The following is a 12,159-nucleotide window of genomic DNA, read 5'->3' as shown; positions in this document are numbered from 1 at the left end:
GTTACTGAAAATTCACGTTGACGGTATAGTTAGCTTGATAAAGCGCACCGCTCGTCAGTTCACTTAGTACTTCTAAATTGCCGTAAACCGTGATGCTCGTGCTGTCTCCAGCCTGTGTAGTCGTAGTAGAAATGGTTTGATCGCTGTCGTCATCCAAAACCTCAATACTGTCAATGGTCATTGCCGGGCTAAACCTCAGCACACCATTGTCGCTGCCAACAACCTCTACTTGATAAGGTTGGTTTGCAACTAACCCAGAGATATTTATTATTCCCACGGTAACGTTAGCATCAGAGCTAGCGCATGCTCCAGTAACCGTTCCAGTGCTATCTAGATTACATGTAGCCCCGGCAGAGTTTAGGACAGTACCAAAGTGCAGCGCGTTCGCTTCACTGATATTCGCTTCGTCATGCGCAGATACTGAAGCTTGAAAGATCGTAGACGCGGCAGTAACCGGTACAGCGATAATTAAGCTAGAAAGTAGTATTAAGCGACGTAGCATAAACATAGAACTCTTGTAATGACCATAAGATTATAGCGCATTCTTGGCGTTATACAGAATGAAAATGCGTAAACTTTGAGGCCACATTTATACCAAAGTATAATTAGACAAAAGTATAAAGTTAACCAAAAAGCTTCATGAGTAGCTAAAGCTATTGAAGATATTGCAAAAATTGACTTTGCCCCCACATTCCAAAAGCGTCTATATAAAACGCGCTGTGAACGGGAGAGAGCTAAAATGCATGATAACAATGACGATATGCATTCTTTTTTTGATGAAATGAAAGATGTAAAGCGTATCAAAAGCGATGACGTAGCCCAGCTCCACGATCCAGAAAGTGCACTGGAACAAAAGCGAAAACGCGCCTCGTCTCAGAAAAGTGTGAAAGATAAGCTACTAAACCCTTTGAGCATTGACGGCGTAAAACCCATTCCACCTGACGACTTTATCACCTTTCAACAACCCGGCATTCAAGATGGTGTATTTAAAAAACTAAGACTGGGTAAGTACCCGCTTGAACACAAGTTATCTTTGAAAGGGATGACGCTTAAAGAGAGTTGCGATCGTATCTATCAAACCATAAAGCAGAGTCATGAACGAGGTGTTCGTGCATTACTTATACAGCACGGCCAAGGTAAAGAAAGCAAACCATTTCCGGGGCTTAAGAAGAGCTACGTGAATCATTGGCTACGTGAGATGGAAGAGGTTATCGCCTTTCACACTGCGCAACCAATGCATGGCGGATTTGGTGCGACATATGTACTACTGAAAAAACACCCAGATCAGAAAATGATCAATCGGGAGAACAATAGGAAGAAATGACCCTGTAGAAACGCGAAGTCGCAATACAGTCCCATAAATGATTAAAGCCCGTATCAGGTTGCCTGATACGGGCTTTAGAATTTTCTTTCAGACTACTTAACTGAAGACTGCACACTAAGCGTCGATGGAGCTTCGGCTGATTTCGCAGAACTACTAAATACTGCAGTTACGAACATCAATACCACCGCAACAGCTACTCCGGTTAAGCCAAACCCTTTTGAAGAACGATTCATTGGTCGTCTCTTATTATTAAAGCCAGCGTAAAACGTTGCAACGTCATGCTACTCACTGGTAAAACCCCAATTCAACTCCTGTAACCGAAACGCATTCCTTGCTTTCACTACAATAGATCAGTGAAAACATGATGACAAGGGCAAAAATCAAATTTTTGACGCTTTGCCAAAGGTTTGACACAAAAAGGTAGCGAATTTAAAAAATAAACGGCTAATTTGTTTAAAATTCAACACCAAATAATGATGTATTTTTCAAAAAAGCCGTTTATCCACTAGAGGTTTTTATCTGCGATCATCAACCCACAAATTTACGAGCATTTCTAAAGATACGCATCCACGCACCATCTTCTTGCCATTCATCAGGACGCCAAGAGTTAGCAACCGCTCTAAATACACGCTCTGGGTGCGGCATCATAATTGTGCTGCGACCATCTTGTGATGTAAGACCGGTAATACCTTCTGGCGACCCGTTAGGGTTTGCAGGATATTGCATAGTAGGCTTGCCGTAGTTATCAACATATCGCATTGCCACTTGTGCACCTACATTTGAAAGCGCGCCATCATTCGCAAATTCAGCCTGCCCCTCACCGTGAGATACCGCAATGGGCATCCGAGACCCCGCCATGCCGTCAAGAAGCACAGACTTTGACTCCATGACTTCTACCATGGCAACACGTGCTTCAAAACGCGCAGATTGGTTAGTGACAAAGTGTGGCCAATGCTCTGTACCCGGAATCAGTGATTTCAGGTTGGATAGCATCTGACACCCATTACACACACCTAAGCTGAAGGTATCGTTTCGGGTAAAGAAGCCTTCAAACTGATCTCTCGCCATGCTGTTAAACAAAATAGATTTTGCCCAACCTTCACCTGCGCCCAAAACGTCGCCGTATGAGAATCCACCACATGCCGCAAGGCCTGCAAATTGTTCTAGCGTCACACGACCAGAAAGCACATCGCTCATATGCACATCGATGGCGTCAAAACCTGCACGAGTAAACGCGGCCGCCATTTCTAGGTGAGAGTTCACCCCCTGCTCACGCAGTATCGCTACTTTGGGTTTGACACCCGTGGCGATGTAAGGCGCTGCGATATCTTCGTTAACATCATAGCTTAGTGCTGCGTGTAGACCAGGATCTTGCGCATCTTGCTTCGCAGCGTGCTCTTGCTCAGCACATTCAGGGTTATCACGAAGCTTTTGCATTTCAAATGTGGTTTGTGCCCACGTGGTACGCATTGCAACTCGGCTATCCGTTAAAATAGCAGCGCCATCGCGGTTGAACTCGATAATATCGGTGCTATTTAGCGTACCTATATCGTGAGTGATGTTTGACAAGTCAAACTGCGCCAACACTGCATTAACAGCTTCCATGTCACTCTCTAGTACCTGAACAACACCACCAAGCTCTTCGTTGAACAGAACAGCAATGTCATTGCCACTAAGCTCATCAAGCGTAATGCTTACGCCTGTCTTTCCGGCAAACGCCATTTCGGCAACTGTAGTAAACAAGCCGCCATCAGAGCGGTCGTGGTAAGCTTGAATGAGCCCTTTTTCAATAAGTGCCTGCATCGCATCAAAGAAGCCTTTAAGGCGCTGGGCACTGACAACATCCGCTGGGCTATCACCAAGCTGAGTATACACTTGGGCTAAACAGCTCGCGCCCAAGCGATTTTTACCTTCGCCAAGATCGAGCAATAGCAAACGGCTTGCGCCTTTGTCTGTGCGTAACTGAGGCGTCACTGTCCTACGAATATCTTTAACAGCACCAAACGCCGAAATAACCAGCGAAAGAGGAGATGTTACCGCTTTATCTTCACCGTTATCATTCCACGCCGTTTTCATCGACATTGAGTCTTTGCCAACAGGTATCGTTAGGCCAAGTTCTGGACAAAGCTCTTCGCCCACGGTTTTTACTGCTTCGTAAAGACCAGCATCTTCGCCCGGGTGTCCGGCTGCCGCCATCCAGTTTGCCGAAAGTTTAATGCGCTTGATATCGCCAATGTTTGCTGCAGCAATATTTGTCAGTGCTTCACCTACGGCAAGGCGCGCAGATGCGCCGTGCGATAGCAATGCCACTGGCGTACGTTCGCCCATAGACATCGCTTCACCGTGGTACGTATCAAATGCTGTGGCAGTTACGGCCACATCAGCTACAGGGACCTGCCATGGACCGACCATTTGGTCGCGACTTACAAGACCCGTCACAGAGCGATCGCCAATGGTAATTAGGAACGTTTTCTCAGCAACCGTTGGCAAAGATAAAATGCGATTCGCAGCATCAGCTAATGTAATACCTGCATCGTCTAATGCAGGAGAACTGACTTTTGCCGATTCTACATCGCGATGCATTTTAGGTGGTTTACCCAAAAGTACATCAAGAGGCATATCAATGGGTTTGTTATCAAACTGGCTATCGTTAAGGTTTAGGTGTTGCTCGGTAGTTGCTTCACCAACGACAGCAAAAGGTGCTCGCTCTCTTGCACAAATCGCTTCAAATACTGGCATATTTTCAGGCGCCACTGACAATACGTAACGCTCTTGTGATTCATTACACCACAGTTCTAGCGGTGTCATGCCAGGCTCATCAGACAGCACATTTCTAAGTTCGAAGTTACCGCCTCGACCGCCGTCATTAACTAACTCAGGCAATGCGTTTGAAAGACCATAAGCGCCAACATCGTGTATAAACTGAATTGGGTTGTTGTCGCCTAACTGCCAACACGCATCAATGACTTCCTGACAGCGACGCTCCATTTCCGGATTGTCACGCTGTACAGAAGCAAAGTCTAAGTCTTCGTTCGATTGGCCAGACGCCATTGACGATGCAGCGCCTCCACCAAGGCCGATATTCATCGCGGGACCGCCCAGCACAATTAGCTTAGCGCCAACTGTTATTTCGCCTTTCTCAATGTGGTCGCGACGGATATTTCCTAAACCACCCGCTAGCATAATAGGTTTGTGGTAGCCACGTACTTCAACGCCATTAAAGCTATTGACTTCTTGCTCGAATGTACGGAAGTACCCGAGTAACGCAGGACGGCCAAACTCATTGTTAAACGCCGCGCCACCAAGAGGCCCTTCAAGCATGATATCAAGGGCACTTACAATACGCTGAGGCTTGCCATACTCGGCTTCCCATGGCTGCTCTAGGCCAGGAATACGTAAGTTAGATACGGCAAAACCAACCAAGCCAGCTTTAGGTTTTGAACCTCGACCTGTTGCACCTTCATCACGAATTTCACCACCTGAGCCTGTTGCTGCACCAGGGAAAGGCGAGATGGCGGTTGGATGGTTATGGGTTTCTACCTTCATCAAAATGTCGATATTTTCATGATGGTATTCGTATTGATGTGACTGAGGGTTCGGGAAGAAACGTCCTGCTTGCCACCCTTCCATTACCGCGGCGTTATCTTTATACGCCGAGTAAACGTGATCAGGTAACAACTCGTAGGTGTTTTTGATCATTTTGAACAGCGATTTTTCTTGGTCTTCGCCGTCAATGGTCCAGCTTGCGTTGAAAATTTTATGTCGGCAGTGTTCTGAATTCGCCTGCGCAAACATATAAAGTTCAACATCGGTAGGGTTTCTACCTAGCTTTGTAAAACTGTCAAATAAGTAATCAATCTCATCATCTGCCAGTGCCAGCCCTAACGACACATTGGCATTTATCAATGCATCTTTGCCCTCACCTAGTACATCTACACTGGTGAAGGTGTTCGCTTCAGTGTGTGCAAATAGCACTGCAGCATCGTCTGTGTTTGAAAATACAGACTCAGTCATGCGATCGTGTAGGAAGCTTGCAATTAAGGCAAAATCGTTTTCAGTAATTTCACTCTCAGTCTCAATATAAAACGCACAACCACGTTCAATACGATTTATACTTTGTAGACTACAGTTATGAGCGATGTCGGTGGCTTTAGAAGACCAGGGAGAGATTGTTCCGGGGCGAGGTGTTATGAGGAAGAGGGTTCCAGAGGGGGTTTGTGCTTGCCTCGCAGGGCCGTAAGTGAGCAGCTTTTCCAATATTTCTATGTGCTGCTTAGACAAATCACCCTGGGAATCGACTAGGTGAATATATTCGCTATAAAGGTTTTTGACCTTAACGCCGGATTGACCCAGCTTTGCAATCAGTTTAGTTTGGTTAAACTCTGACAGTGCAGGAGCGCCTCGAAGGACCAACATATTGATTTACCTGGTTTGTTAGAAACAACGACCACCAATGCGACACGTTGCCTCTTGGATTGATGAGTATTTCGGCGCGGATTATAGAGTAAATATGATCACTTGATAACCTCATAACGCACTAACATGAAGTTTTTTTTAAACTTAGACGGTTTAATTACAATAAGACAGGGTCTATGCAGTTTATCGACTATAAAAAACGATTAAAAAATTTAGTTGTAATCATATTATCAATAGTCGTCATTGGCTGTGGTGTCCCTACTGTGCAGACCGCATTATCAACATTGCTTGAACGTGAATCATTGCGTGTGGGCACCGTTTACGGCGGCGCTACCTTTTACAACGGGCCAGAAGGGCCACAAGGGTTTGAATATGAACTTCTTGCGGGTTTTGCTGATTATTTAGGCGTAACGCTCGACCTCTATCCCTTTTACAATTACGACGTTATGTTAAAGCAGCTGGCCGACGGTAACTTAGACATTGTCGCTACAGGCGGCGCAATGACCGACGCACTCGGCCATCGTTTTGATTATGGGCCAGCTTATCAGCAAGTTGATCAAGTGCTCGTTTACCAAGCGGGAACGCCTAGGCCTAAAGATATGTCATCTTTGACAGGAGAGATCGTAGTGGTGTCCGGAAGTAGCCAAGCTCAACTTCTTGAAATGGCACTTACCGATGCAGATCAGGCATTTGGCAATGCCAAACTCATTACAACAGATGATTCAGACTTCGAAGAATTGCTGCAGCAGGTTGCAAGCGGTAGCATTACCTACACTGTAGCAGATAGTAATCGCCTTGCTCTGCAGCGCAGACGTTACCCTAACCTCGCTGTCGCTTTTAATGTCGAAAAAAGTTTACCTATGGCGTGGGCACTGCCGCTCAACCAAGATGATTCGGTGAAAGCTGCACTCATTGAGTATTTCGGCACAGTACATCAATCGGGGTGGTTTAAAGTATTAGAAGATAAATATTTTGGCCACATTCGGCAGTTTGATTATGTTGATTCCCGTGCCTTCAAGCTCGCCGTAGAAACAATACTTCCCCAATACAAATCACTTTTCAAACAATATTCAGGGGAATTAGACTGGCGGCTCATAGCCGCAATGAGCTACCAAGAAAGCCATTGGGAAGTAGATGCCGTTTCTTACACAGGCGTGAGGGGCTTGATGATGCTCACTATGGACACGGCAAGCGATTGGAATGTCGATGACAGAACTGACCCAGAACAGAGTATTCGAGGTGGCTCGCGCTACTTTGCGAGTTTATTAAGTCGAATTCCTGCGCGTATTGGAGAGCCGGACAGGACTTGGATGGCATTGGCCGCATATAATATCGGCATGGGTCATTTGGAAGACGCTCGCGTGTTAACTGAACGACAAGGAGGTAATCCCGACCTTTGGGTTGACGTAAAGAGAAGGCTTCCTCAACTGCGGCAGAAAAAGTACTACCGTACGACCAAGTATGGCTATGCTAGGGGGGACGAAGCCTTACAATATGTGGAGAACATTCGCCGATACTACGACAGCCTTGTCTGGCTTGACGAACAAGCATCAAACTAGCGCATAGTCTCTACACAATAGTATCTCCAACAAGAACTTCACTTCGCAATCGCTATAAGTACATTTATTTGTAGTAGCGCTATTGATTATTGTCATTTTGATGTCATTTATCTGATGTAATGTCGCACATCATGATCTTTGTAGTACATGTTCGAAGTATCAAGAATTGCCAATGCGATCGCGTAAAAACTTAAACATTGCATTGGCTTGCTGAACTGTGCACATTCGCTGTTGTCGAATGCTTAAGCGAGCAATTGCAAGGAGAGTAAATGAAAAAAAACCGATTTATGAGAAAAGGAACAAAATTGAAAAATAACAACAGACGTAGAATGATGCTAAAGCGTTGCCATCAAAAAGTACTGCAACGTCGTAAACTTTTTGTCACCAGCGACCTTTTTACACAACTTACCCGAACTCCGGCTAATCGCTAGCCTGAAGCTTTTTGGCTTTTTTGGCCGCCTTAATTTCTTTCCTGCGCTTTTGAAAAAAACGCGATAGTTTGTTTGCACATTCATCGGCAAGTACACCAGGCACAATGTCAATCTGATGATTTAGCGCAGGATGCTGAAGTAAATTCATTACCGAACCCGCCGCGCCTGTTTTGGCATCCCATGCGCCAAAAACAACACGCTTCACGCGAGCATGAACCAGCATACCCGCACACATTGAGCATGGCTCTAGCGTGACATAAAGTGTTGCATCAACAAGTCGATAGTTTTCAATACATTGTGCAGCTTGTTGTACAGCCTTTAACTCGGCATGCGCGGATGGGTCGTGTCCAGTAATAGGTGAGTTCCACCCCTCTCCCACTATTTTGCCTCCCACGACAACGCACGCCCCTACTGGCACCTCCCCTATCGACTCTGCCTTATCAGCAAGCAGCAATGCGTGTCGCATGTAGGCGATGTCTTCGTCCGTCACTATTGGGGTTTCCCCCTTATCGTCGGCCGGATTGATGACTATGTCTTTATTAATGCGTTGACTATTTTCGTTATTCATTCGTCAAATTAACTACTTTAGGTAGTGAAATATGTTAACTCACCCTTTTTGCTTGTTTGCAAGTTAAGGATAAGCCCTTAAAAAGTAGTGACTTTTGTCACTTGGCAACGTATTTGCAATCATACAAGATAACCATACTGACTTTTCGACTCTTGTTACACTGAGGCATTTGGTCAATTAGGATCTTATTGCGAGCAATACCAGAACGGTTATAGTAACAAAAGGGACAAAGCAGTAAGTAGAAAAATAGGCGAATCAAGTAAATTGGTTCGTTTTCGACTACACTCTTTTAATAAATTTTTAGAGGGATATCACCGTGAATATGACCGCTGTTGCTATAGTTGCTATTTGTGCTTGGGCGCTTGTAAGTATTATTGATAGTGCAAAAGATAAGAGTAAAAAGAAGCTAAGCAGTAAGGAAACCGATGCATACAAAGCAGAGATTGCCGAGCTCAAAGAACGGGTATCTGTGTTAGAAAAGATTGTTACTGACGAACGCTATGACCTTAAAAAGCAGTTTGCAGATTTAGAAAAAGACCGCGTCGCATAATTGGCGTATCCTTATTGAAAGTGACCATACAATAACCTGTTCTTCATCAATATCCGCAGAAGCATTAAGTCGGACTCTCTAATAAATGAAGAACAGTTATTGTTAGCTTCCCTCGAGAAGCTTTCTCTCCGCGCGTTCAACACGCCGCGGTTTACCCGCAATAACCAGCACGTCGTGCGCTTGTAATACAGCGTCTTTGTCGGGATCTTTAACCTCGTTTCCCCCTCTTCGCAACCCTTTAACAGTAACTCGCATTCTTTCAAAATCTATTTCTTTGATTTGTTTACCAAGACAGGATGCGTGTTCCGATAACACAACTGCATGGATAAACTCTAGTTTATCCTCGGTGCCATAAGTGATCTCCGTGGTTTCTCCTGGATAGAACCCGTGCATGTGATCATAGCGCCCTTTCCGCTCAGCGCGCACGCGCTTCAATATTCGAGACATAGGGACGCCAGCATAATGCAACACTTGAGACACCAGCATTAGGCTGCCTTCCTGCAATTCTGGAACCACCTGGTTTGCCCCTGCGCTGTATAGACTATCTAATTGATAATCGCGTTTTGTTCGTACCATGACGTCCACGCTCTCAGCGAGCGTGCGGGTTTGCGTTATTACTTGCTTGGCTTTGTCTACCTGGTCAAATGTCACTAGCACCAGCTTCGCTTGTTGGACGTTTGCACTAATTAAGATGTCTTTTTGACTTGCATCGCCGAAAATAACTGGCTCACCTAAGCATTTCGGCTTTCATGAACGCGCACGGGATCCATATCAATTGCGACAAAATGTATGCCTTCCATCTTCAACATACGGGCAACTGATTGCCCTACCCTGCCAAAGCCACAAATAATGACATGATTGCTCAACGAATTACTTAGCGCAGACAGTGTATTTTCATCGTCAACAAGCTCACTTTTAACAATGCGCTTGGCAATGACAACACTGTTATTCATAAGCCATGGCGTAAGGGCCATACTAATGACCCCCATGCAAACGATTAGCGAAGATTGTTCAGATGTAAGCACACCGTGCGTAGTTGCCAATGCTGCAATGACAAAGCTGAACTCACCTATTTGACATAGCTTCACGCCAGCTGACCAGCCATCAATGGCATCAGTTTTTACGAGCAGCGAGGCTACCCGCACAAGCCCTACTTTTACTATCATCAGCGCAAATACACCAAAAACTATCTCAAACAAACTGTCCCACAGCACGGTAAGTTCAAGCTGCATGCCCACAGTGACGAAAAATAGGCCCATTAGTATGTCTCTAAATGGGCGAATATCTGCCTCTAGCTGATACTTATACTGACTTTCCCCTAACATCATACCTGCAAGAAAGGCACCTAATGCCATTGAAAGCCCAAAGTAGTAAGTCAGTCCACCTGCTAATAACGCAATTAAAATTGTAGTGAGCACAAACAGCTCATCAGTGCGGGTTCTCGCGACTTCCCTAAACACCCAAGGCAACAACCACTTTCCTACCGACATCAACAAGGCGATAACAAACACCCCTTTAAGCAGGGCTTCGCCAAGCGCTAATGCAATACTGACTTGTGTGGTTTGAGCGAGAAGTGGAATGGCAATAAGAAATGGCACCACTGCAAGGTCTTGAAAAAGTAAGATACTGACAGCCAATTGGGTTCGGCGATTATTCAATATCCCCATTTCAGTTGCTTGTTTAATAACGATTGCTGTTGAGCTTAGCGCCAGGGTTCCCCCAATGATTATTGATGCACTTAAGTTTATGCCGAAAAAATAAGGTACACATGTAAACACCGTTGTCGTGAGCAACATTTGCCCTAAACCAACACCAAATACCAGAGAACGCATGGCGAGCAATTTGGGTAACGAAAACTCTAGTCCCAATGAAAAAAGTAAAAAGACAATACCGACTTCAGCCAAAAGGTGCATTTCTTGTGGGTTAGCGAAAACGGTAAGCACCTGTGGACCTGCCAAAATACCGGCGAAAAGATAAGCGAGTATGGGGGGCAAATGAACTCGCTTGAAAAGCGCAACGGCACATACAGAAATAAACATCAGAATGACGATATTTAAAAAGCTTGTTCCCACGATACCTCCATGGCATTAGACACGCGACTAAATCTTATTTTATTTGTTTTTCTTACACTTACTTTTCTTGTACGTTATGTCGTATAAATGTAGACAAATAATTACCTGAGCATAAAGCTTACTGTCAAAAAAGAGTTGGCATTCGCCTTGCAAATCTCATGTAAATAAATGCAAATCCGGCAAGTTTTGCCGCTGTAAAGCCCAAGCATCCGACTAATGTTGCTTTTTCTATTACAGAATCGTCAGGGCATTGACGCTATTTTTTGCATACCGAAGCACATTTGCATAGAGGTATCACAATGGATTTTTCATCGTCCGTCTACGATAGCACACAACACGACAATTTTTACCCAGCAGAGAGTACGGGCAGATCGCTCACAATTAGTGAACTATCCACATTTGTATCACAATTGCTCTCTACAATAGAGCTACAAGAGCTTGGCGCTTTATACTTTCAGCAACTAAACATGTTGCTGCCGATAGTGGGTTTTAGCCTATCTGATTTTGACTCAAGGTGGGTATACGGCAATGCCAAAGTATCTTCTACGCTAATCGACTTACCGCTACAAGGTGCCCACGCGTTGAGTGGCGAGCAGGCCCACGTGTATTATTACATTAGCTCACCCTTGTCGTTGTCGCAACGTGAGACACTATTCCAACTGCATGATTTATTTGGAAAACAAGCAAGGCACGCGCAGTCTCTTTTGCGCCTTCAACAGACGGCTACAAAAGACAGTTTGACGGGCGTTGGCAACAGAGCAGGCTTTGAACAATCTATGATCCGTCAACTAGCCTGGGCTCAGCGTCATAATGATCCGTTTGCTTTGCTCATTATTGATCTCGACAATTTCAAACACGTCAACGATAACCATGGGCACAGCGAGGGCGACAAGGTACTAGTACAAGTAGCGTCATTTCTTACGCAGGTACTTCGAGATGAAGACGAAGCGTTTCGCTTTGGTGGCGATGAGTTTTGCTGCGTGCTAGATTGCCAAACCCAGCAGCAGCTTGAATGTGCTGCACAGCGAATTCAAATGAGTATCAGCAGCTCGAATTATCTAAACAAATTAGGTGTTTCCTGCAGCCTAGGTGGCGCCGTTTATCGTGAAGGCGATACCGCGGACGCATTGTTCGATAGAGCAGATTGCGCGCTTTACAGAGTGAAAAATTCAGGTAAGAACAGCTACTACGCTGCGTAGTTGAAAGGCGGCAAATGCCTGCCGCTTGGCATTTTAGCCC

At 45.2% G+C, this 12,159-nt stretch carries 8 protein-coding genes and 1 pseudogene; 4 read left to right on the top strand and 5 right to left on the bottom strand.

Annotated elements, in window-relative coordinates:
• Position 1 precedes the first annotated feature (1 nt).
• Positions 2 to 502 (bottom strand): hypothetical protein, encoded by a 501-nt coding sequence (locus tag V6N89_RS05030; protein ID WP_346993494.1) that lies wholly within the window; start codon positions 500 to 502, stop codon positions 2 to 4.
• A 237-nt stretch (positions 503 to 739) separates the two neighbouring features.
• Here V6N89_RS05030 and smrA point away from each other — a divergent pair, with 237 nt between their 5' ends.
• A complete protein-coding gene (gene smrA, locus V6N89_RS05025; protein ID WP_338516603.1) occupies positions 740 to 1,324 on the top strand; it encodes a DNA endonuclease SmrA in 585 nt (194 codons plus the stop codon).
• 92 nt (positions 1,325 to 1,416) lie between these two features.
• Here smrA and V6N89_RS05020 read toward each other — a convergent pair whose 3' ends face one another.
• Both V6N89_RS05020 and purL read right to left on the bottom strand, forming a co-directional pair.
• Positions 1,417 to 1,557 carry a hypothetical protein gene (locus tag V6N89_RS05020; protein ID WP_338516602.1) on the bottom strand — a complete coding sequence of 47 codons (141 nt, stop codon included), beginning with the start codon at positions 1,555 to 1,557 and terminating at the stop codon, positions 1,417 to 1,419.
• 295 nt (positions 1,558 to 1,852) lie between these two features.
• Positions 1,853 to 5,740, bottom strand: coding sequence for a phosphoribosylformylglycinamidine synthase (gene purL, locus V6N89_RS05015; protein ID WP_346993493.1), 3,888 nt, complete (start codon positions 5,738 to 5,740; stop codon positions 1,853 to 1,855).
• Positions 5,741 to 5,916: 176 nt separating this feature from the next.
• Here purL and mltF point away from each other — a divergent pair, with 176 nt between their 5' ends.
• Positions 5,917 to 7,299 carry a membrane-bound lytic murein transglycosylase MltF gene (gene mltF / locus V6N89_RS05010; protein WP_431189768.1) on the top strand — a complete coding sequence of 461 codons (1,383 nt, stop codon included), beginning with the start codon at positions 5,917 to 5,919 and terminating at the stop codon, positions 7,297 to 7,299.
• A 420-nt stretch (positions 7,300 to 7,719) separates the two neighbouring features.
• Here the strand turns inward: mltF and tadA are convergent, their stop codons facing one another.
• A complete protein-coding gene (gene tadA / locus V6N89_RS05005; protein WP_338516599.1) occupies positions 7,720 to 8,298 on the bottom strand; it encodes a tRNA adenosine(34) deaminase TadA in 579 nt (192 codons plus the stop codon).
• A 322-nt stretch (positions 8,299 to 8,620) separates the two neighbouring features.
• Here tadA and V6N89_RS05000 point away from each other — a divergent pair, with 322 nt between their 5' ends.
• A complete protein-coding gene (locus V6N89_RS05000) occupies positions 8,621 to 8,848 on the top strand; it encodes a hypothetical protein (RefSeq protein WP_338520223.1) in 228 nt (75 codons plus the stop codon).
• 102 nt (positions 8,849 to 8,950) lie between these two features.
• On the opposite strand, the pseudogene V6N89_RS04995 reads toward V6N89_RS05000, so the two are convergent.
• Positions 8,951 to 10,920 (bottom strand): annotated as a pseudogene (locus V6N89_RS04995) (cation:proton antiporter).
• A 299-nt stretch (positions 10,921 to 11,219) separates the two neighbouring features.
• On the opposite strand from V6N89_RS04995, the gene V6N89_RS04990 reads away from it, so the two are divergent.
• Positions 11,220 to 12,119 carry a GGDEF domain-containing protein gene (locus tag V6N89_RS04990; protein ID WP_346993491.1) on the top strand — a complete coding sequence of 300 codons (900 nt, stop codon included), beginning with the start codon at positions 11,220 to 11,222 and terminating at the stop codon, positions 12,117 to 12,119.
• Positions 12,120 to 12,159 lie beyond the last annotated feature (40 nt).

Source organism: Alteromonas gracilis, from assembly GCF_036870955.2.
Lineage (GTDB): Bacteria > Pseudomonadota > Gammaproteobacteria > Enterobacterales > Alteromonadaceae > Alteromonas > Alteromonas gracilis_A.
The sequence above is the reverse complement of the archived record's forward strand: the minus strand, read 5'-3'. Positions and strand labels throughout refer to the sequence as shown.

Coding starts and splice junctions, on each gene's coding strand:
- V6N89_RS05020 (WP_338516602.1), bottom strand. CDS start 1,557: ATGAATCGTTCTTCAAAAGGGTTTGGCTTAACCGGAGTAGCTGTTGCG.
- tadA (WP_338516599.1), bottom strand. CDS start 8,298: ATGAATAACGAAAATAGTCAACGCATTAATAAAGACATAGTCATCAAT.
- mltF (WP_431189768.1), top strand. CDS start 5,917: ATGCAGTTTATCGACTATAAAAAACGATTAAAAAATTTAGTTGTAATC.
- V6N89_RS04990 (WP_346993491.1), top strand. CDS start 11,220: ATGGATTTTTCATCGTCCGTCTACGATAGCACACAACACGACAATTTT.
- V6N89_RS05030 (WP_346993494.1), bottom strand. CDS start 502: ATGCTACGTCGCTTAATACTACTTTCTAGCTTAATTATCGCTGTACCG.
- purL (WP_346993493.1), bottom strand. CDS start 5,740: ATGTTGGTCCTTCGAGGCGCTCCTGCACTGTCAGAGTTTAACCAAACT.
- V6N89_RS05000 (WP_338520223.1), top strand. CDS start 8,621: ATGACCGCTGTTGCTATAGTTGCTATTTGTGCTTGGGCGCTTGTAAGT.
- smrA (WP_338516603.1), top strand. CDS start 740: ATGCATGATAACAATGACGATATGCATTCTTTTTTTGATGAAATGAAA.